Genomic DNA, 21,165 nt, shown 5'->3' on the forward strand with positions numbered 1-21,165 from the left:
TCGAAACCAGGGCAGCGCCGCGCGCTGACCTCACACGGAGGGTGGGTGCTTCGGCGCCCACCCTCCGTCGTGTTCGCGGCACTCGCCGCTTCGGTTGTCGCGCGATGTCGCCTCGGATCGCCATGGCGACCACCGGTGACAGGTGAACGGTGGACACCGGCTCTGAAGGCGCGGTCGGCTCGGGCGCGGTTAGGCTGGGGGAGTGACCCCTCGAGAGCGCGACGCCCTGAGCTGGGACGGCGATGACGATCCGACCCTCGACACGGGTTCGTCCGCCGACGACACGGTCGGTGAGGATGCATCCGCTGACGACGACGGTCGCATCGCCGCCGGCGCAGAGAGCTCGACCGGACTTCCGGCGGGGTATACCGCGGTCGGCCGCGGGGCAGACGACATCAGGCGGTCCGACGCCGAACCGGACGAGGATGCGGCGGCAAGCGAAGCCGCTCCGGCCGACGCTGACCAGGCGCAGCCCATGGGCAACGCCGCGCTCATCGCATTGGGCGTGCTCGGCGGGGTCTATCTGCTCTACACGATCGGATGGATCGTCGGCGGCCTTCGACTGCAGGACGTGATCCCGTTCCTTCTGCCGGAGACGGCCGTAGCCCACGTCGCGTACGCCTTCGCCCTGTGGATCGCCGTCGCGGCACCGGCGATCTGGTTCTCAGCCACCGTGCTGCTGACCCGTCGATCGCGTTCGTGGGTGCGCTTCGTCTGGCTCGCCGGGGGCGTGGTGCTCCTCGTTCCCTGGCCCTTCGCGATGATCGGAGCGATCGGACAATGACCGCCGACAACGCGACGACGAGCACGCGACGCATCCCGACCTGGCTCACGGCGACGATCACCGGCGCCTTCGGACTGCTCTATGCCTACGCGGTGTGGAACGCGCTCGATTTCCTGATCCTGCAGGCCAGCGGAGTGCGCGGGTTGAACGGCGTGGGGTGGGCGGTCCTGGGGTTCGCCGTCGTCTTCCCCGTCGTGGTCTTCGCCTTCGCCTTCGCTCTCGGGCGTCGACGCGGTGCGGCGGCCCTGGCGGTGATCCTGCTGGTGGGTCTCGCGCTCGTGGCGGTGTTCTGGCTCGACGTGCTCGCCTACTCGTCGATCACCGACAGCCTCCTGAACCCGGTCGAGACGTGATTGCCGCGGCAGCACCTCTCGCCGTCACACGGTTCGTCGGCTTCCGACCCGCGCGCTAGGCTGAGTTCGGCCTCGCCTCGCCCCCGCCCGGCGCGGCATTCACGCTCTGCACCGCGCCCTCGCGCACCGCCACCGAAGGAAACACCACGTGTCGAAGCCCGTCGTGCTCATCGCCGAACAGCTCTCTCCCGCCACGATCGACGCCCTCGGTCCCGACTTCGACGTGCGCCACGTCGACGGCACCGATCGGCCCGCTCTGCTGGCGGCCCTCGCAGACTCGCACGCGGTCCTCGTCCGATCCGCGACGAAGATCGACGCCGAGGCGCTCTCGGCCGCGCCGAACCTCAAGGTCGTCGCCCGCGCCGGCGTCGGCCTCGACAACGTCGACATCAAGCAGGCGACCACCTCAGGTGTCATGGTGGTCAACGCGCCCACCTCGAACATCATCTCCGCCGCGGAGCTGACCGTCGGTCACATCCTGAGCCTCGCCCGCCGCATCCCCGCCGCGCACGCGTCGCTGTCGGGTGGCGCGTGGAAGCGCAGCTCCTACACCGGCACCGAGCTCTTCGAGAAGACCGTCGGCATCATCGGCCTCGGTCGCATCGGTGCGCTGATCGCGGCTCGCCTGCAGGGGTTCGACATGAAGATCGTCGCGTACGACCCCTACGTCACGAGCGCCCGCGCCCAGCAGCTCGGTGTGCAGCTGGTCGGTCTCGACGAACTGCTCGAGCACAGCGATTTCGTCACGATCCACATGCCGAAGACGCCCGAGACCACGGGAATGATCGGTGCCGAGCAGCTGAAGCTCATGAAGCCGTCGTCCTACGTCGTGAACGTCGCGCGCGGCGGTCTGATCGACGAGGAGGCGCTGTTCCACGCGCTCACGACGGGGGAGATCGCCGGCGCCGGCCTGGATGTCTTCACGTCAGAGCCGCCGGCCGAGGGCGGCACGGCGCACAAGCTCCTCGACCTGCCGAACGTCGTCGTCACCCCGCACCTGGGGGCATCGACGGAGGAAGCGCAGGAGAAGGCCGGTGTCTCCGTCGCCCGCTCGGTGCGCCTCGCCCTCGGCGGCGAACTGGTGCCCGACGCCGTCAACGTCGCCGGCGGCGTCATCGACCCGTACGTGCGTCCCGGCATCCCCCTCGTCGAGAAGCTCGGTCAGATCTTCTCGGCACTCTCTCACTCGCCGCTGACGAGCCTCGATGTCGAGGTGCACGGTGAGCTGAAGGACTACGAGGTGGGCGTGCTGAAGCTCGCCGCGCTCAAGGGCGTGTTCACCAACGTCGTCAGCGAGACCGTGTCGTACGTGAACGCCCCGCTGCTGGCAGAGCAGCGCGGCGTCGAGGTGCGGCTGCTCGTCGACGACGACAGCCCCGAGTACCGCAACGTCATCACGCTGCGCGGTGCGCTCAGCGACGGCTCGCAGCTGTCGGTGTCCGGAACCCTGACCGGGACCAAGCAGGTCGAGAAGCTCGTGGGCATCAACGGTCACGCGATCGAGCTCCCGATCGAGAAGCACCACGTCGTCATGCTCTACACCGACCGCCCCGGCATCGTCGCCGTGTACGGCCAGAAGTTCGGTGAGGCCGGCATCAACATCGCGGGCATGCAGATCGCGCGCGAGGCTGCGGGCGGCCAGGCGCTGTCCGTTCTCACGGTCGACTCGCCCGTCGACGACGCACTTCTCGAGGAGGTCAGTTCGGCCATCCACGCCGACCTGTTCCGTCAGATCGAGATCACCGAGGCCTGATCGGCCTCACGCGCCGCGCGTCGCCTGCACGACCAGCTCCACGAGGGCATCCAGTTCGGCGTCGCGCGGCAGCGGACCCGGCAGCACGCCGGTGACGAGAGCGTTGTTGAAGTAGAGACCGTCGCTGACCAGCAGCACCAGCTGCAGTGCGGCGTCATCGCGAACGTGCGGTCGCACGAGGTCTGCCCAGCGGTCACGGATGCCGCGCAGCGCGTCCGATGCGGCGACGTTGCCGGTCTGGGCGAGCTTCGACGTCGCGGTGATCGCGCGATCGAGCGGGTGCCCCGTCATCACGGATGTGCGCACGAAGGCGGCAACGGGACCGTCGGCGTCGGCGGAGAGTTCCGCGATGTCGGCGAGGGCGAGGTCGGTCATGCGCGCGATGAGGGCCGCCTCGAGCGCCTCCTTCGACTCGAAGTGGTAGAGCAGTCCGCCCTTGGACACCCCTGCTTCGCGCGCGATCGCCTCCATGGTCGCGGCGCGCGCTCCGTCGGCGATGAGGATCGCCTCGTACGCGTCCAGCACCTTCTCGCGGGCCAGGGGAGGGCGACTCACGAGATCGATCGTATCGACGGCGATGCTGTCATCCTGATACTATACCGGCTGGACGGTATAGAAAGGATGTGACATGACGACGCAGACGATGCCGGTGACCCGCGACGAGGGCACCCGTGTGGGATGGCGCGGGTGGGCGGCTCTGGCCGTGCTCATGCTTCCTGTGCTGCTCGTGTCGGTCGACAACACCGTGCTGAGCTTCGCCCTGCCGGCGATCGGTCGCGACCTCGAGCCCTCGAGCGCCGAGCAGCTGTGGATCGTCGACGTCTACCCGCTCGTGCTCGCCGGCCTGCTGGTGACGATGGGCACGATGGGGGACCGGTTCGGTCGTCGACGGATGCTCCTGATCGGCGCGACCGGGTTCGCGGCCATCTCGGCGCTGGCGGCCTTCGCGCCCACGGCGGAGCTGCTGATCGTTGCGCGTGCCGCGATGGGATTCTTCGGTGCCATGCTCATGCCCTCGACGCTTTCTCTGCTGCGCAGCATCTTCACCGATCGCGACCAGCGGCGTCTCGCGATCGCGGTGTGGGCGTCGATGTTCTCCGCCGGTGCCGCCCTCGGCCCCATCGTCGGCGGCATCCTGCTGGAGCACTTCGGGTGGGGTTCGGTGTTCCTCCTGGCGATCCCGGTGCTCATCCCCCTGCTCGCGCTCGCGCCGTTCCTCGTCCCCGAGAGCCGTGACCCGCATCCCGGTCGCATCGACCCGATCAGCATCGCCCTGTCGATGGCGACGATGGTCCCGATCGTGTTCGCCATCAAGGAACTCGCGGTGCACGGCGTCGGGAGCGCTGCGTGGGCCTTCGCCGCGGCCGGTGCGGTCTTCGGCGTGCTGTTCGTGCGTCGTCAGCTGCGGATGCGGACGCCGATGCTCGACATGCGCCTGTTCCACGAGGGCACCTTCACGGGTGCGCTGCTCGTGAACCTCCTGTCGGTGGTCGGTCTGGTCGGCTTCCTCTTCTTCGTCGCCCAGCACCTGCAGCTGGTGCTGGGACTGTCGCCCCTCGAGGCCGGCATGGCTCTCGTGCCGGGACTCGCCGCGATGATCGTCGCCGGGTTTCTCGTCGTCCCCCTCGGCCGCCGCGTTGCGCCCCGAATGCTGGTGCCGGTCGCCCTGGCGTTCTCCGTGCTCGGCTACGTCATGGTGGGCGTCTCCGGGGCCGATGCGTCGCCTGCCACCCTCGTCGTCGCGTTCGTCTCGCTCGGGATCGGGATCGGTGCCGCCGAGACGGTCTCGAACGAGCTCATCCTCGCGAGCGCCCCGCCGGCCAAGGCCGGGGCCGCGAGCGCGGTCTCCGAGACCGCCTACGAGCTCGGCGCGGTGCTGGGAACGGCGGTGCTCGGCGGCGTCGTCACGGCGCTCTACCGAAGCAACCTGGCGCTGCCGGCGGCGCTGCCGGCCGATGTGCGGGAACCGGCCCGCGAGACGCTCGCCGGTGCGATGGTCGAGGCCGACCTCCTCGGCGGCGCCCTCGGGGCCGCGCTGCGGGATGCCGCCGCGAGCGCCTTCGGAGCGGGTGTCGGCGTCACCGCCGCGATGGGGGCCGCTCTCGTGGTCGTCGCGGCGGTCATCGCCGCCGCTACCCTGGGAGGGTCCCGCGCCCCGTCCCGCATCGAGCACTGACGGGGCCGCAGCCCGCTCCGCTCGGCGTCCGCCGGGCCCTGCACCCTAGGAGAGCGATGTCGCGCGTCATCAAGCTCGCCGTCATCCCCGGTGACGGCATCGGTCCGGAAGTCGTCGCCGAAGCGGAGAAGGTGCTCGCCGCCGTCACCGCGGGAGGGGAGACGCGCTTCGACGCCACGCACTTCTCGCTCGGGGCGGCGCGCTACCTGGAGACCGGCGACACGCTCACCGACGAGGACCTCGCCGCGATCGCGACGCACGACGCGATCCTGCTGGGTGCCGTCGGCGGCGTGCCAGGCGACCCTCGCCTGGCCGGCGCCAACATCGAGCGCGGCCTGTTGCTGAAGCTCCGGTTCGAGCTGGACCACTACGTGAACCTGCGGCCGTCGAAGCTCCATCCCGGTTCGACCAGCCCGCTGGCGAACCCGGGCGCGATCGACTTCGTCGTCGTGCGCGAGGGCACCGAGGGACCCTACGTGGGCAACGGCGGCGCGATCCGCAAGGGCACCCCCGCCGAGGTCGCCAACGAAGTGTCGGTGAACACCGCTTTCGGAATCGAGCGCGTCGTGCGCTACGCCTTCGCCCTCGCCCAGGTGCGACGGCGTGCCCTGACCCTGGTGCACAAGACGAACGTGCTCGTGCACGCCGGATCGATCTGGAAGCGCCTGGTCGACGCGGTGGGTGAGGAATACCCCGACGTGGCCGTAGACTATCTCCACGTCGACGCGGCCACGATCTTCCTCGTGACCGACCCCAGCCGCTTCGATGTGATCGTCACCGACAACCTCTTCGGCGACATCCTCACCGACCTGGCCGGCGCCGTCACCGGTGGCATCGGCCTCGCCGCCTCGGGCAACATCAACCCCGACGGCGCCTTCCCGTCGATGTTCGAGCCCGTACACGGATCGGCGCCCGACATCGCGGGGCAGCAGAAGGCCGACCCGTCGGCAGCGATCATCTCCGTCGCCCTCATGCTCGACCACCTCGGGCTGACCGACGAATCGGCCCGCATCACCCGTGCGGTCGAGGAGGACGTCGCCGCCCGCGACGGCTCGCCCCGTACCACCGCTCAGATCGGCGACGCGATCGCCGCGCGGGTGCAGGCGTAACCTTTGACCAGGCGCATCCAGCGCCTTGAACCGCCAGGACGTGACATGACCCTCATCGACTCCGACATCGACGCCGACCTCGAGCCGCTCGAGTTCGTCGTCTCCCGCAATCTCAACGGCGCCTCCGCACAGCGCCGCGCGGAGATCCTCGCCGAGCCGGGGTTCGGCACGCACTTCACCGATCACATGGTCGACGTGTGCTGGTCGGTCAGGGGTGGATGGCACCGGCCCCGCGTGCAGCCTTACGGACCCTTGTCGCTGGACCCCGCGGCCGCGGTGCTGCACTACGGCCAGGAGATCTTCGAGGGCATCAAGGCCTACCGCCACGCGGACGGGTCGGTGCACACGTTCCGGCCCGACCAGAACGGCCGTCGACTGCAGCGAAGCGCCCGGCGTCTGGCGCTTCCGGAGCTCCCCGTGCCCTACTTCGTGCAGTCGCTCGCCGAGCTGGTGCGCGCCGACCTCGACTGGGTGCCGTCCGGTGCCGACCAGAGCCTCTACCTGCGCCCCTTCATGTTCGCGAAGGAGGCCTTCCTCGGTGTGCGTCCGGCTCACAAGGTCGGCTACTACGTGATCGCGAGCCCCGCCGCTGCCTACTTCAAGGGCGGGGTGCAGCCGGTGTCGATCTGGCTCAGCGACAACTACGCTCGCGCGGGCAAGGGCGGCACGGGTGCGGCCAAGACCGGCGGCAACTACGCCGCGAGCCTGCTGCCGCAGTCCGAAGCCTACGAGCAGGGGTGCGACCAGGTGGTCTTCCTCGACTCCGACGGGAACGTCGAGGAACTCGGCGGGATGAACGTCGTGTTCGTGCGCAAGGACGGCACGCTGGTCACGCCGGAATCGCCCAGCATCCTCGACGGCATCACCCGCAACTCCATCCTGCAGCTCGCGCGGGACCGCGGGCACAAGGTCGAGGCGCGCCCGGTGACCCTCGCCGAATGGCGAGACGGCGTGGCTTCGGGCGACATCGTCGAGGTCTTCGCGTGCGGCACCGCCGCTGTCGTGACGCCCATCGGCACGCTCAAGGGCGCCGACTTCGAAGACCAGCAGCCGCTGGGCGAGCTGGCGCTGTCGCTGCGCGAGGAGCTCACCGACATCCAATACGGTCGCCGTGACGACACGCACGGCTGGCTCTATCGACTGGATGCCTGAAGCCGCCGTGCCTCGTAGGGTGGACGCGTGAGGATCGCCCGCTTCAGCCATCAGGACGCCATCAAGTACGGCATCGTCGACGAGCGCGAGCTCGTCGTCCTCGCCGGAGACCCCATGTTCGCCGGGTACGACACCACCGGCGAGCGGGTGCCCCTCGGCGACGTGGCTTTGCTCGCGCCGGTGATCCCGCGGTCGAAGGTGATCGCCGTGGGTCGCAATTATCGCGACCACGCAGCGGAGTTCGACAACGACGTGCCGGGCGAGCCGATGCTGTTCTTCAAGCCCAACACCTCGGTCATCGGCCCCGACGATGCGATCGTGCTGCCGCCGCAGTCCGAACGCATCGACGTCGAAGGGGAGCTGGCGGTCGTCATGGGGCGCATCGCCAAGAACGTCGCCGCCGAGAACGCCCTCGACTACGTCTTCGGCTACACCAACGCCAATGACGTCACCGCGCGCGACCTGCAGCGCCGCGACGGCCAGTGGGCGCGAGCGAAGGGGTTCGACACCTTCTGCCCGCTCGGCCCGATCGTGGAGACCGAGTTCGACCCTGCCGGCGACGCCGTGCTCACCACACGCGTCGACGGAGAGGTGCGCCAGGAGGCGCCGCTGACCGATATGGTGCACGGCGTCGCCGAGGTGATCGCCTACGCTTCAGCGGCGTTCACCCTGCTGCCGGGCGACGTCATCCTCACCGGAACGCCCGCCGGCGTCGGCCCCATCCGCTCGGGACAGGCGGTGGAGGTCGAGATCACCGGGCTGGGGATCCTGCGGAACCCCGCCCGTGGCGCCTGAAACCTCGACGCATCCGCAGGACGACCTGCGCCGCCTGCAGCGACGCACGGTCGCCGTGCTGTCGCTGGGTCAGATCCTCGGTGGCGTGGCGTTCGGCGCGACGATCTCGCTCGGCGCGGTCCTCGCCGCCGAGATCAGCGGCGACGAGGCGTTCTCCGGACTCGCGACGGCGGCCGTCACTCTCGGCACGGCCGCGTTCGCGGCTCCGCTTGCGGCCTTCGCGCGGCGACGCGGGCGTCGACCCGCGCTGACGACGGGGATGGCGGTGGCCCTCGCCGGCGTCGCGCTGGTCGTCGTCGGAGCCGCCGCGTCGCTGTTCCCCCTCCTGCTGTTCGCGTTCGCGCTCATCGGAGCCGGCCAGGCGTCGAACCTGCAGTCGCGTTTCGCGGCGACCGACCTCGCGACCGCCGCATCCCGCGGTCGTGATCTGTCGATCGTCGTGTGGGCGACGACCATCGGCGCGGTCCTCGGCCCCAACCTCGTCGGTCCGGGTGAGGCGCTGGGAGCGCTCATGGGCATGCCGGCTCTGACCGGCCCGTACCTGTTCACCGTCGCCGGTCAGGGGCTGGCGATTCTGCTCTACCTGGCTGCGCTGCGGCCCGACCCGCTCCTGACCGCGCAGGCCGCCGTTGCCGCGGATCGATCCGGTGCGACGCGACCGATCGCCGGAACGGACAGGCCGTGTGTGGCGCGATACGCGATCGTCGTCGTCGCTGCGGCGCACGGTGTGATGGTGTCGGTGATGGCCATGACACCCGTGCATCTGCTGCACCACGGCGCCACCCTCACCATCATCGGCGTCACGATCAGCCTGCACATCGCCGGGATGTACGCCCTCGCGCCCGTGTTCGGCATCCTCGCCGACCGATGGGGGCGCATGCCGACGATCCTGCTCGGTCAGGCTCTGCTGGCGGCGTCGCTCGTCCTGGCCTTCCTCGGACAGGACTCCACGGTCGCCGTGACGGTCGCGCTCGTGCTCCTCGGCCTCGGCTGGAGTGCCGCGACCGTCGCTGGAGCGGCGCTGCTGACGGAAGCGAGCGATGAAGTCCGGCGCACGCGACGTCAGGGGCTGAGCGACACGGTCATGAGTCTCGTCGGCGCCGGGGGCGCGATCGCCGCCGGTGTGATCCTCGGCTGGATCGGCTACGGCGGACTCGCCCTCGTCGTGGGCGTCGGGGTGCTGGCCGCCGTGGCGCTCGCGCCGACGGTGCGATCCTCGGTGCCACAGTCGGAGGCGACGCCGACCTAGACTGGAGGCGATGGCTTCCGTTGACCCCCGCACCACCACCGCAGCCGGCTCCGACATCCGGGTGCGCTTCTGCCCTTCGCCCACCGGGCTTCCCCACGTCGGGCTCGTGCGCACCGCCCTGTTCAACTGGGCCTACGCGCGCCACAACGGCGGCAAGATGATCTTCCGCATCGAAGACACCGACGCCGCGCGGGACAGCGAGGAGAGCTATCAGCAGCTGCTCGACGCACTGCGCTGGCTCCGTATCGACTGGGACGAGGGCGTCGAGGTCGGCGGGCCGCACGCTCCGTATCGGCAGTCGCAGCGTCACGGGCTCTACCGCGAGGTCCTCGACAAGCTGCTCGCCGCGGGAGTCGTCTACGAGAGCTACTCCACCGCAGCGGAGATCGACGCGCGCAACGAGGCCAACGGCCGGGCCAAGCAGCTGGGCTACGACAACTTCGACCGCGACCTCACCGACGAGCAGAAGGCGGCTTTCCGGGCGGAGGGCCGCGAGCCGGCCTACCGCCTGCGTGTTCCGGACGAAGACCTCACGTACGTCGACCTCATCCGCGGCGAGGTCACATTCCCCGCTGGCTCGTTCCCCGACTTCGTGATCGTGCGCGCCGGGGGAGTGCCGCTCTACACGTTCGTGAACCCCGTCGACGATGCGCTCATGGGGATCACGCACGTGCTGCGCGGTGAGGACCTCATGCCCTCCACCGCGCGCCAGCTCTCGCTGTATCGTGCTCTCGTCGATGCCGGAGTCACGGATGTCATCCCGCGCTTCGGCCACATGCCTCTCGTGCTGGGGGAGGGCACGAAGAAGCTCTCCAAGCGCGACCCGCGCGCGGACCTGTTCCTCCAGCGCGAGAAGGGCTTCACGCACGAAGGCCTCTTGAACTACCTCGCGCTCCTCGGCTGGTCGATCGCTCCGGATCGGGACGTCTTCACACTCGAGGAGCTGGTCGAGGCCTTCGACATCGCCGACGTCAACCCGAATCCGGCGCGCTTCGACCAGAAGAAGGCGGAGGCGATCAACGGCGATCACATCCGCATGCTCCAGCCGGCCGACTTCGCCGCGCGGATCGTGCCCTACCTCGTCGCCCGAGGGCTGGTCTCGAACCCGCCGACCGACGAGCAGCATCGTCTGATCGCCGCGGCCGCCCCGCTCGTCCAGGAGCGCATGCCGCTCCTCGGCGACGCACCCGACCTTCTCGGCTTCCTCTTCGTCGACGAGGTCGACTATCAGGAGGATGCGCTGTCGGGCCTCCCCGACAACGCCGACGAGGTCGTCGTCGCGTCCGTGGGTGCGCTCGAGATCATCCCCGGGGGCGAATTCACGGCGGCCGCGGTGCAGGATGCGCTGGCGGGCGCGCTCGTGGAGGGACTCGGGCTGAAGCCGCGCGTGGCCTACGGGCCGCTCCGTGTCGCGGTCAGCGGACGCAAGGTGTCGCCGCCGCTGTTCGAGTCGATGGAGCTCCTCGGCAAGGCCGAGACCCTGCGGCGGCTCGACGCCCTCGTGCGGCATCGTCGCTGATCGCCTCGGTTTGTCTCGGGACCGTCGGTCGTCTAGACTCGATCTTCGGCACGACCCCGGTCGAGACCGGTGGGGTATGGTGTAATTGGCAACACGGCTGATTCTGGTTCAGTTGTTCTTGGTTCGAGTCCAGGTACCCCAGCAACGTGAAAAACCCCCGCTCAGCGGGGGTTTTTGCGTTTCACGAGAGCCTCTCGCCACCCGGCTGGCAGCCTCTCAGTCCGCGCGGTCGTCGCCGTCCAGATAGAACCCGCGTCCACCTTCCCGTACGAATCTCGAGCGCTCGTGGAGAACGGCGATCCCCTCGTCGGTGAGGTAACTGGCACGGAATTCCACCAGGCCGGTGTCGTCATCCTCCCCGCCGGCCACCACGTCGACGATCTGAAGGCCCCGCCATCGCGGATTGCCCGTCAGGTCGAGCTGGGCCGGTCGGGTGTCCGGATGCCACGTGCGCATCAACCAGGCGGCGTCCGCCCTCCGGAACGCGTCGAAGCGCGACCGCATCAACGCCTCCGCTGTGATCGGCTCCCGCGCGTCGTCGGTCATCCGGTCCGTTCCCACCGCGTCCGCCTCGCGTCACACGTCGACGGATTCACCGGGATCGAGCTCGAAGAACTCGCCGCCGTTCTGCTCGACCGCCCACGTCAAGCGCGCCCGCCCCATCTGCCGGCCCGCCACCGAGAGCGTCATGTCATGCGTGCCGAACGCACTTCGCGGCGCGACCGCGAGCACGAAGTCCATCGCCTCGCCGATCTTCAGCCACGGTGCGCCGACGCGTGCGGCCAGCAGCTTCACGGGGACCTCGGGTGCCGTATAGGAGTCACCCGGATAGTAGACCGTGTCGTTGACCAGCACGCCCACGTTGTCGATCACCGGGATCGACTCGTGGATGACGGCGTGACGGCCGCCGAAGAACTGCAGCCGGAACGGCTCGACGCTGAGCGCATCGCCCGGCGCGACCATGGTGATGTCGTACTCGGCTGCGGCGTCGGCGACCCCCTGCGGCCCGAAGAGGGGAGTGCCGGGGAACGCCTTCAGGATGCGGTCGAGATGCTGCGGCGTCCAGTGGTCGGGGTGCTCGTGAGTGATGACCACGCCGACGACGTCTTCGAGATCGGGGAGGGGAGAGGTGAAGGAGCCCGGGTCGATGATGAGCGTCTTGCCGGACTCGCGGAGCGTGAGGGTGGCGTGCTCGAACTTGGTCACTCGCATGGGTCGAGTCAACTCCCGCAAGGGCTGTCGGGCAAGCGCCGATCGGCATGCCTGCATCGATTTGGAGGCATGGCGAAGCCGTGCCATAATCGAACGGTTGCCTTCCGGCCCCATCGTATAGCGGCCTAGTACGCCGCCCTCTCACGGCGGTAACGCGGGTTCGAATCCCGCTGGGGTCACACGTGTTGACACACCTTATCCGGCAACAACGAAGAACTCCCCGGCTTGCGCCGGGGAGTTCTTCGTTTCCCCCCTCATCGCAGCGGCACCGAGGCGGGTGAGCCGGCCCCAGTCCCGGCTCACCCGCCTCGACGCGCCGTCGTCACCGGCTCCAGGTCCCGAGCCCCTGGGCGTCGAAGAACTGCAGCGTGACGCCGGTGACATCACCCCCGTCCTCGAGGAACGTCGCGGACGACATCGATCCCTCCGGGGCGTTCTCACCCGTCGGGACGAACGCGAAGGCATCCCCGTCCCAATGCCTCAGCTCGAGCACGTACCCGTCATCCGCTCCCATCGCCAGGACGAGCTGACCGTTCCGCTCGGACACGGTGAGCGGTCCGAAGTAGGCGTTGTCGTAGGTCCCCTCGTAGTCGGCGAGGTCACGAGGCGCGTCGGGGGCACTCGGCGCCTGCTCGTCGACGAGATCGCCGACGGGCGTGGTGAGGCTCGCCACGGCGGCACGGTAGTCCGTGATCCAGTCGCGGGTCAGGTCGCCGTACTGCACCAGGTCGAGGAACTGTGCGTTGACCGCCTCGGGAAGGCCGTAGGGGCCCCCGTTGGTGAGGGTCACGATCCCCAGGTCCAGGCTCGGGATCAGGCGGAAGTTCGTCGCGGCTCCCAGCACGAACCCGCCCGAGTGGGCGATGCCGGTGCGTCCTCCCACCGCCGTGTCGACGTTGAAGCCGAACCCGTACATGCTGGTGCGCCATGTCGCTTCGGGAGGGTGGCTCGAGATCATCTCACCGGTCGTCGCCGCCGTCAGGGCCGCGGCGTCGAAGATCTGCTCCCCGCCGTGCTCTCCGCCGGCCAGGACGGCGTTCATCCACGCGGCGAGGTCGATGACGTTCGACGAGACGCCGCCGGCGGGAGCCTGTGCATCGGGGTCGCGGTCGAAGAGCGGCTGGAACCTGCCGTCGACGAACGCGTGGATGGTCGCGCGGTTGTCCTCCGCGAGGAAGTCCTCGTAGCGGGAGCTCGTCCGTGTCATCCCGAGCGGTTCGTACACCAGCGACTCGGTGACGTCCTCCCACGGCTCGCCGACTGCGGCGGCGGCCGCCTCAGCGCCCACGGTGATGCCGTAATTGGAGTAGTGGTAGCTGGATCGGAACGCGTCGAGGGGGAGCATGTCGAGATGATCCAGAATGTACTCGCGCCCGTACCCGAGGTCTTCCAGGTCGTCGCCGGCTCCGGTGTCCAGTCCCGTCCGGTGCGAGAAGAAGTCGCCGACCGTGGCGTGCTCGGTCACATAGGGGTCGCTCAGCGCGAAGCCCGGGAGGAGGTCGGACACCGGGGTCTCCCACGTGAGGGCACCCTGTCCGATGGCGGCGGTGATCGCCGTCGATGACAGCGACTTCGAGACCGACGCGATCTGGAACACCGTCTCCGGGTCGATTGGATCTCCTTCCCCCGCGGTCTTCACCCCGAAGCCTTCGGCGTACACGATCTCGCCGCCGTGGACGACGGCCACGGCGAGTCCGGGCACGCCTGTCTCCGCGAGGTCGTCCGCGATCAGGCCGGGCAGCTGCGACAGCGCGTCCGTGACGGCATCGTCGACGTTCGCCGCGGGCAGGGCGATCGCATCGCCCGGCGGAGCGTCTGCCGTCTCGACGACCACCGCCTCACCGCCGGCTTCAGGGACGCACCCGGTGAGAAGGAGGCCCGCCGAGGCGATGGCGGCGGCGGGGACGAGGGATCTTCGGGGCATGGGCTCTCCGTATCGGGTGGGGCAGGGCCTCTTCCACTCTGGCGGTGGACCACGCGTGAGGAACATAGACCCAGGTCCATGGCGGTGACCGGGATGCGCGAGGATAGTCGAACCCGCCGGCGATGACCGGGCCGGTGATGATCGGGGAGGACGCATGGCAGCACCCACGCGCTACCGGGCGCCGTCGGTGCGGTCGATGCGCGGGGTCCTCAGCATCCTCACGCTCGTCGGATCGCTGCTGGCGCTCGTCGTGCTCGCGCTCGTGCTCCCCGGCGCGGGGGAGGGGTCCGTCCCCATCACCCTGTTCGCGGTCGTCGCGATCGTCTATCTCGTCTCGGGCGCCGTCGCCTGGCTTCGACGCCCTGCGAATGCGACCGGGATGCTGCTGGTCTGCGGCGGGGTCTCCCTCACGGTCGCGAATCTCGCGAACGCGCCGGTGCCGGAGCTCGCGACACTCGGCAACGTGTTCGCGACGGCGGTTCTCGCCGTCATCGTCCACCTGCTGCTGGCCTTCCCCACCGGCCGGCTCTCGGGGAGGCTCGCGGTCGGACTCGCTGCGATCGCCTACACGATCGCCATCCTCCTCCCGCTGCCGGCCGTGCTGCTGGATGCGCCCGCGGTTGCGGCGCCGGTGGCCGCCGTGCAGAGCGCCGTCGGGCTCGCGCTCATGGTCGCGACGGCGTGGCTGCTGGTGCGACGCCTGCAGCACGCCGATGCTCGCGCGAGGCGGGTGCTGCTGCCGCTCTACGCCTACGGCATCGTCGCTGTGCTCGCCATCGTCGCGCTTCCCGTGGTCCTGCCCGCCGACGAGGCGGTGCTGCGCGCCGGGCTCCAGCTGCTGCTCCTGCTCGGCTTCCCGATCGCGTTCCTGATCGGCGTGCTCGGCGGCGGATTCACTCCGACGCGGGATCTCGCCGATCTCGGTGAGCAGCTGTCGACCTCTTCCGACGGCTCGCGTCCCCTGTCCGATGCTGTGGCGGACACCCTCGGCGATCCGTCGCTCCGGGTGCTCCTGCGCGCGCCCGACGGTCTGGTCGACGAGGACGGGGAACCCGCGCGCGTGTCGGCGCATCCCGACCGCGGGGTCGTCGACGTCGACATCGACGGACGCCCGGTGGGTGCGATCGAGTACGACTGCCGCTCCGAGATCGACGAGACGCGCGTGCGTCGCGCCGGGCGCATCATCGCCGTCGCGATCGACCGCTCCCGCCTGACCGCCGAACTGCGCCAGAGCCGTCGCGAGGTGCTCGCATCCCGCATCCGCATCGTGGAGACCGCCGATCGCGAGAGGTTCCGCATCGCCCAAGACCTCCACGACGGACTGCAGGCGCAGCTGGTCCTGCTGGGCGTCGAGGCTCAGCAGATCGCGCATGCGCCGGAAGTCGGATTCGCTGCCGCGGCGGCGGCCACGGCGTTGCGTCGTCGTATCGACGTCGCCGCCGGAGATCTGCGCCGGCTCGTACACGACGTGCTGCCCATGCCGCTCATGGAGCGCGGCTTCGTCGCGGCCGTGGAGGACCTCGTCGACCGTATGCCCGTGCCGACGACCATGTCGGCGCGGGTCGAGCCGGGTCTGCTGCCCGCCGCCACGGGAACCACGGCCTATTTCGTCGTGGCCGAAGCTCTCGCGAACGCGGTCAAGCACGCGAGGGCAGGGTCCGCCGCGGTGGTACTCGTGCACGATGGCCCGACGCTGCGCATCACCGTGACCGACGACGGCATCGGCGGTGCCGACCCGACCGGTCGCGGTCTGCGGGGACTCGCCGATCGGGTGGACACCCTCGGCGGCGACTGGTTCATCTCGTCGCCGCACGGGGAGGGCACACGTCTGGAGGTGCGTCTGCCGTGCGCGTCGTGATCGGTGAAGACGAAGCGCTCCTGCGCCAAGGACTCGCGCTGCTGCTGCGACAGGACGGGTTCGACGTGGTGGAGGTCGCGCCCGACGCGGTCGCGCTGGAGGAAGCCGTTCGGGCTCACGACCCCGATCTCGTCATCACCGACATCCGCATGCCGCCCTCCTACACCGATGAGGGCCTCGCCGCCGCGGCGCGCATCCGATCGGAGCGGCCGGCGATGCCCGTGGTGGTGCTCTCCCAGCACGTGCAGCGCCGCTACGCCGAAGAACTCATCGGCGACGGCGGCGCGGGGATCGGATACCTGCTGAAGCAGCGGATAGCCGACGTGCGGACCTTCACCGCCGACCTGCGTCGCGTCGCCCGAGGCGGCACGGCCCTCGACCCCGACGTCGTCGAGATCATGGTCGCACGCGCCCGTCTGCTCGGCGGGGGCGTCGAGGCCCTGACTCCGCGGCAGCGCGAGGTGCTCGCACTCATGGCGCAGGGGCGGAGCAACGGGTGGATCGCCGCGGAACTCGGATTGTCGGAGAAGGCGATCGTGCAGCACACCTCGAACATCTACGACATGCTCGGGCTCGCCGTGGACGCCGACGACCACCGTCGGGTGCTCGCGGTCATCCACTATCTGACGCACTGAGCGGGCCTCAGACGTCGTCGTCCTCCGGGGTGGGGGCGACGGATGCGGCGCGGCGCCGAGCACGCGCTCGGCGACCGATGACGACGAGCCAGACGGCGGCGACCACCACGGCGACCACCAGGAGCCAGGGGAGCAGGAAACCGAGGCCGATGACGATTCCGTTGAGTGTGGCCACGAGCCCGTTCCACCCGGCCGCCAGCCCGTCGCCGAATCCGGTGGGGTCGGCTTCGACCGGCTCCGACGGCTCGACGAGGGTCACCGTCAGACTGGATGTCGCGACCCGCCCTTCGAGGTCTTCCAGTTGCTGGCGGTACGACTCCAGGAGCGCCTGACGGTCGGCGAGCGCCGTCTCGGCGGCGATCAGATCAGACAGGTCCGCGGATTCGTCGAGCAGTTCCGTGAGCCGGGCAACCGACGCCTCCGTGGCCTCGACCCGTGCGCGAAGGTCGATCGCCTGCTCCGTGACGTCGAAGGTGTCGACCGAGCTCGAACGCACTTCCCCGATCGCGGAGAGGTCGGCGACGATCGCGTCGAGCTGATCGGCGGGAACGCGCACCGTGACCCACGATCCGGCGTACGGGACGGGCATCGACGTGTCCGTCATCCCCGACGTGTACGCGTCGTCCGAGCGGGATTCGTCCTCGGTGATCGTCAGCGACTCCACCCAGCCTCCGCGGGCTCGTGCGGCGACGGCGACCGCCTCTGCGCCGGTCGCGGCGTCGTCGACGACGAGAGTCGCCGTCGCGGAGGTGATGAGTTCGCGATCGGTGTCGACGGGGCCGATCTCGATCCCCGACGAGGTCGCATCGTCGGCAGCCATGCCCGACTCCGTCGCGCCGTCGGCGGGGGCATCCGCCATCTGGCCGCCGCCGTCGGGGACCTCGACCGCGCTGATGTCGGTGGAGGCCGGCCCGACCAGCACGGCGGGGCCGATGAGCGCGGCCGCTGCGATCACGGCGACCGCGGCGGCGCCGCCGGCCCACCACCGCGCACGTCGCGTGCGGCGTCGGTCGCGTTCGCGCGCGATTCCGGTGAACACCGAGTCCTCGATGCGATCCAGGCTGGCCTCGGAGATGTGCGGCAGCGGGTCGTTCGATGTCATGACGTGCTCTCCTTCACGGTTGCCCGCAGCCGTGAACGGATGCGGGACAGGCGATTGCGGACCACCCCGTGCGAGACACCGAGCCGCGCGGCCGCCGCGCCGTAGTCGAGTCCTTCCACCGCGCACAGCAGGAAGATGCCCCGATCGAGCTCGCCGAGTCCGTCGACCTCGTCGCCGATGCGACGCGCGAGGTCGGCTCCGATCACCTGCTGCTCGACGTCCACCCGCGCGGGCGCGCCCTCGGGGAGCCGACCGCGGGTTTCCCGGTCGCGACGCTGCTGGCGCATCCGGTTCGCCGACTGGAAGCGGCAGATCGTCACCAGCCACGGAAAGAGCGACTCGCCCGCCAGGCGCATGCCCGGCAGCTTCCGCCACGCCACGAGGAAGGTCTCCTGCAGCACGTCCTCGGCGTCGGGCGCGTCACCGAGCAGCGCGTACGCGACGCGGTACAGGGCGGGCGCGTAGGAGCGGTACAGCGTGCGGAACGCGTGCTCGCTCCCGCTCGCGGCGAGCGCCACGAGCGTCGCGTCGTCGGATGCGGGCGCGGAACTCATGCGGTGCTGCTCCTTCGAGGCCGAGGGTGGTCCTACACCCGTGAAGTGTCGGCACCGGCGCGATCGTCTCACATCGGTGGGGTGCCGCGCGGCGACCCGGTAGGGTTGAGGCCGCGAGAGGGAGTATCCCGTCCTCGCGCGTCCGTCATCACGGGTCCTGCAGGGCCCCGGGCGCGCGCCGCGTCAGCGGGGGAGAGACTTTCGATGATTCGTGCATCCCTCTTCGAAAGGCCCTGATGGGTTACGAGATCCCCGCGTGGTTCCAGATCGCCGCGCTCGCCGTGCTGGTGGTCATTCTGGTCGCCGACCTGCTGCTGATCCTGAAGCGCCCGCATATCCCGTCGATGCGCGAGGCGACGCTGTGGGTGGTCTTCTACGTCTCGCTGGCGCTGGTGTTCGCGGTCGTGCTGCTGTGGGTGACCGGCAGCCACGATGCGATGGGGGAGTTCGTCGCGGGATGGCTGACGGAGTACAGCCTGTCGGTGGACAATCTCTTCGTCTTCGTCCTGCTCATGAGCCAGTTCGCCGTGCCGCGCCGATACCAGCAGGAGGTGCTGATGGTGGGCATCATCATCGCGCTGGTCCTGCGCGCGATCTTCATCATGCTCGGCGCCGTCCTCATCGAGAACCTCAGCTGGATCTTCTACGTCTTCGGCCTCTTCCTCGTCTACACGGCGTGGCGGCAGGCGTTCCCCGGATCGCACGAGAACTCGGCGCAGACCGAGACCGGGCTGGTGCGCTTCATGCGGCGCTTCTTCAACATCTCCGACTCGTACGACGGCCCCAAGCTGCGCACGGTGATGGGCGGCAAGAAGGTGTGGACGCCGATGATCCTCGTCTTCGTGGCGATCGGCTTCACCGATCTCGTCTTCGCGATCGATTCGATCCCCGCGATCTTCGGCATCACCCAGAGTGCGTTCATCGTGTTCACGGCGAACCTCTTCGCGCTGATGGGACTGCGTCAGCTCTACTTCCTTCTCGGCGGACTGCTCGACCGGCTCCGTTACCTGCACTACGGCATCGCGTTCATCCTCGCGTTCATCGGCGTGAAGCTCTTCCTGCACGCCCTGCACGTCAACGAGCTTCCGTTCATCAACGGCGGCGAGCACGTCGAGTGGGCACCGGAGATCTCCACCTGGGTCTCGCTGGGCGTCATCCTGGTGTCGATGGCGGTCGCGACCGTCGCCAGTCTCGTCGCCGCCGGCAAGGAGCCGGTGGTGCCGGAGCCGGAGACGCCCGCCATCCCCGACGGCAGCGGCGCGACCGACGCCGAAGAGGCGGCATCCGTCGTCGCGGACGAGCACGCCACTCCGCCCACGGTCGACCCGCGCGACCGCAGCTGAGGCGTGCCGGTGCACGTCCGGGCACGTCGGCGGCAGTGATAGCCTGGCTCCGTGTGGATCGCTCGCCTTCTCCTTAGCGGCCGCGACGAGTCCTCGTAACCCAGGCCTCACTCGTCGCGGAGTTTCGTCGCGGGCTTGATCCCCCATCCCGAGGAGAGCGCAATGAGCACACCCATTCCCGACGCATCCGTCATTCCCGACCGCCCCCGCACCCTCGCCGAGAAGGTGTGGGACGACCACCTCGTCGTCAAGGGCGAGGGCGGCCAGCCCGACCTGATCTACATCGACCTGCACCTGGTGCACGAGGTCACCAGCCCGCAGGCGTTCGACGGTCTGCGCGCCGAGAATCGCCCGGTGCGGCGTCTCGAGCACACGATCGCCACCGAGGACCACAACACGCCGACGCTGGAGATCCACAAGCCCATCGCCGACGTCACCAGTCGCACCCAGATCGAGACCCTGCGCCGCAACGCCGAGGAGTTCGGCGTGCGTCTGCATTCGCTGGGTGACATGGAGCAGGGCATCGTCCACGTCGTCGGCCCGCAGCTCGGACTCACGATGCCGGGCATCACCGTCGTGTGCGGTGACTCCCACACCTCGACCCATGGAGCGTTCGGGGCGATGGCCTTCGGCATCGGCACGAGCGAGGTCGAGCACGTGCTCGCGACGCAGACCTTGCCGTTGAAGCCGTTCAAGACCATGGCGGTGACCGTCGAGGGCGAGCTCCGCCCCGGCGTGACGGCGAAGGACATCATCCTCGCCGTTATCGCGAAGATCGGCACCAACGGCGGCCAGGGCTACGTGCTCGAGTACCGCGGCAGCGCGATCCGCGGCCTGTCGATGGAGGGCCGCATGACGATGTGCAACATGTCGATCGAGGCGGGTGCCCGCGCCGGCATGGTCGCCCCGGATGAGACGACCTTCGCCTACCTCGAGGGTCGCGATCACGCGCCGACCGGACAGGACTGGGATGACGCGGTCGCGTACTGGCGCACTCTGCCCTCGGACGAGGGGGCCGTGTACGACGCCGAGGTGTTCCTCGACGCCGCCGAACTCGAGCCGTTCGTCACGTGGGGCACGAACCCCGGGCAGGGGGTGTCGCTGAGTGATCGCGTCCCCTCGCCCGACGATTTCGCGGACGCGAACGCGCGCGTCGCGGCCGAGCGCGCCCTCGAGTACATGGATCTCCAGGCGGGGACGCCGATGAAGGACATCCCCGTCGACGCGGTCTTCATGGGATCGTGCACGAACAGCCGCATCGAAGACCTGCGCGAGTTCGCGTCGATCATCGATGGGCGCACGAAGGCACCCGGTGTCCGGGTGATGGTCGTTCCCGGCTCCGCGCGCGTGAGGCTGGAGGCCGAGGCCGAGGGACTCGACAAGATCATCACGGCCTTCGGTGCCGAGTGGCGGTTCGCCGGCTGCTCGATGTGCCTCGGCATGAATCCCGACCAGCTGAGCCCGGGGGAGCGCTGCGCGTCGACGAGCAACCGCAATTTCGAGGGGCGACAGGGCAAGGGCGGCCGCACCCACCTCGTCTCGCCCCTGGTCGCGGCCGCGACGGCGGTGCGCGGCACGCTGTCCAGCCCCTCGGATCTCGAACCCGTCGAGCAGGCTGTGCCGGCGACGAGCGGAGCGGGGGCCTGA

19 protein-coding genes and 2 tRNA genes are annotated in these 21,165 nt (G+C 69.6%); 15 read left to right on the forward strand and 6 right to left on the reverse strand.

Annotated elements, in window-relative coordinates:
• Positions 1–202 precede the first annotated feature (202 nt).
• From IM777_RS07205 to serA, 3 genes are all read left to right on the forward strand, one after another.
• Positions 203–784 carry a DNA polymerase III subunit gamma/tau gene (locus IM777_RS07205; protein WP_194385084.1) on the forward strand — a complete coding sequence of 194 codons (582 nt, stop codon included), beginning with the start codon at positions 203–205 and terminating at the stop codon, positions 782–784.
• Entirely contained in the window at positions 781–1,137 is a 357-nt protein-coding gene (locus IM777_RS07210; RefSeq protein WP_194385085.1) for a hypothetical protein, read from the forward strand. The genes IM777_RS07205 and IM777_RS07210 overlap by 4 nt, the downstream gene beginning before the upstream one ends.
• A gap of 148 nt (positions 1,138–1,285) precedes the next feature.
• Entirely contained in the window at positions 1,286–2,890 is a 1,605-nt protein-coding gene (serA, locus tag IM777_RS07215; RefSeq protein WP_194385086.1) for a phosphoglycerate dehydrogenase, read from the forward strand.
• A 6-nt stretch (positions 2,891–2,896) separates the two neighbouring features.
• On the opposite strand, the gene IM777_RS07220 is transcribed toward serA, so the two are convergent.
• Positions 2,897–3,445 (reverse strand): TetR/AcrR family transcriptional regulator, encoded by a 549-nt coding sequence (locus IM777_RS07220; protein ID WP_194385087.1) that lies wholly within the window; start codon positions 3,443–3,445, stop codon positions 2,897–2,899.
• A 73-nt stretch (positions 3,446–3,518) separates the two neighbouring features.
• Here IM777_RS07220 and IM777_RS07225 point away from each other — a divergent pair, with 73 nt between their 5' ends.
• From IM777_RS07225 to IM777_RS07255, 7 genes are all read left to right on the forward strand, one after another.
• Positions 3,519–5,066 carry an MFS transporter gene (locus IM777_RS07225; protein ID WP_194385088.1) on the forward strand — a complete coding sequence of 516 codons (1,548 nt, stop codon included), beginning with the start codon at positions 3,519–3,521 and terminating at the stop codon, positions 5,064–5,066.
• 56 nt (positions 5,067–5,122) lie between these two features.
• Positions 5,123–6,175 (forward strand): 3-isopropylmalate dehydrogenase, encoded by a 1,053-nt coding sequence (locus IM777_RS07230; RefSeq protein WP_194385089.1) that lies wholly within the window; start codon positions 5,123–5,125, stop codon positions 6,173–6,175.
• A gap of 45 nt (positions 6,176–6,220) precedes the next feature.
• Positions 6,221–7,327, forward strand: coding sequence for a branched-chain amino acid aminotransferase (locus IM777_RS07235; RefSeq protein ID WP_194385090.1), 1,107 nt, complete (start codon positions 6,221–6,223; stop codon positions 7,325–7,327).
• Between the two features lie 27 nt (positions 7,328–7,354).
• On the forward strand, positions 7,355–8,122 hold the full coding sequence (locus tag IM777_RS07240; RefSeq protein ID WP_194385091.1) for a fumarylacetoacetate hydrolase family protein: 768 nt from the start codon (positions 7,355–7,357) through the stop codon (positions 8,120–8,122).
• Positions 8,112–9,371, forward strand: coding sequence for an MFS transporter (locus IM777_RS07245; protein ID WP_194385092.1), 1,260 nt, complete (start codon positions 8,112–8,114; stop codon positions 9,369–9,371). The genes IM777_RS07240 and IM777_RS07245 overlap by 11 nt, the downstream gene beginning before the upstream one ends.
• Positions 9,372–9,381: 10 nt before the next feature.
• The gene (gene gltX / locus IM777_RS07250; RefSeq protein WP_194385093.1) at positions 9,382–10,890 is read left to right on the forward strand and encodes a glutamate--tRNA ligase; all 1,509 of its coding nucleotides are present in this window, start codon (positions 9,382–9,384) and stop codon (positions 10,888–10,890) included.
• Between the two features lie 70 nt (positions 10,891–10,960).
• Positions 10,961–11,032 (forward strand) — tRNA-Gln (locus IM777_RS07255).
• Positions 11,033–11,106: 74 nt separating this feature from the next.
• On the opposite strand, the gene IM777_RS07260 is transcribed toward IM777_RS07255, so the two are convergent.
• Entirely contained in the window at positions 11,107–11,451 is a 345-nt protein-coding gene (locus IM777_RS07260) for a YchJ family protein (RefSeq protein ID WP_228481000.1), read from the reverse strand.
• A gap of 15 nt (positions 11,452–11,466) precedes the next feature.
• The gene (locus IM777_RS07265) at positions 11,467–12,102 is read right to left on the reverse strand and encodes an MBL fold metallo-hydrolase (RefSeq protein ID WP_194385094.1); all 636 of its coding nucleotides are present in this window, start codon (positions 12,100–12,102) and stop codon (positions 11,467–11,469) included.
• A gap of 106 nt (positions 12,103–12,208) precedes the next feature.
• Here IM777_RS07265 and IM777_RS07270 point away from each other — a divergent pair.
• Positions 12,209–12,281 (forward strand) — tRNA-Glu (locus IM777_RS07270).
• A 143-nt stretch (positions 12,282–12,424) separates the two neighbouring features.
• Here the strand turns inward: IM777_RS07270 and IM777_RS07275 are convergent.
• On the reverse strand, positions 12,425–14,026 hold the full coding sequence (locus IM777_RS07275; protein WP_194385095.1) for a serine hydrolase: 1,602 nt from the start codon (positions 14,024–14,026) through the stop codon (positions 12,425–12,427).
• Positions 14,027–14,180: 154 nt separating this feature from the next.
• Here IM777_RS07275 and IM777_RS07280 point away from each other — a divergent pair, with 154 nt between their 5' ends.
• Together IM777_RS07280 and IM777_RS07285 are read left to right on the forward strand one after the other, a co-directional pair.
• Entirely contained in the window at positions 14,181–15,884 is a 1,704-nt protein-coding gene (locus IM777_RS07280) for a sensor histidine kinase (RefSeq protein ID WP_194385096.1), read from the forward strand.
• The gene (locus IM777_RS07285; protein WP_194385097.1) at positions 15,872–16,519 is read left to right on the forward strand and encodes a response regulator; all 648 of its coding nucleotides are present in this window, start codon (positions 15,872–15,874) and stop codon (positions 16,517–16,519) included. Before IM777_RS07280 ends, IM777_RS07285 begins: the two co-directional genes overlap by 13 nt.
• Before the next feature lie 7 nt (positions 16,520–16,526).
• On the opposite strand, the gene IM777_RS07290 is transcribed toward IM777_RS07285, so the two are convergent.
• Complete coding sequence (locus IM777_RS07290; protein ID WP_194385098.1) at positions 16,527–17,621, reverse strand: DUF4349 domain-containing protein; 1,095 nt, start codon at positions 17,619–17,621, stop codon at positions 16,527–16,529.
• Positions 17,618–18,175: an RNA polymerase sigma factor gene (locus IM777_RS07295; protein WP_194385099.1), complete on the reverse strand. Its 558-nt coding sequence runs from the start codon at positions 18,173–18,175 to the stop codon at positions 17,618–17,620. Before IM777_RS07295 ends, IM777_RS07290 begins: the two co-directional genes overlap by 4 nt.
• Before the next feature lie 236 nt (positions 18,176–18,411).
• Between IM777_RS07295 and IM777_RS07300 the strand changes: the two genes are divergently transcribed.
• Positions 18,412–19,518, forward strand: coding sequence for a TerC family protein (locus tag IM777_RS07300; RefSeq protein ID WP_194385100.1), 1,107 nt, complete (start codon positions 18,412–18,414; stop codon positions 19,516–19,518).
• Between the two features lie 162 nt (positions 19,519–19,680).
• Positions 19,681–21,165, forward strand: a complete 1,485-nt coding sequence (leuC, locus tag IM777_RS07305; protein WP_194385101.1) for a 3-isopropylmalate dehydratase large subunit — start codon at positions 19,681–19,683, stop codon at positions 21,163–21,165.

Origin of the sequence: Microbacterium luteum (assembly GCF_015277875.1) — a bacterium.
In the GTDB taxonomy this organism is placed as follows: Bacteria; Actinomycetota; Actinomycetes; order Actinomycetales; family Microbacteriaceae; genus Microbacterium; species Microbacterium luteum.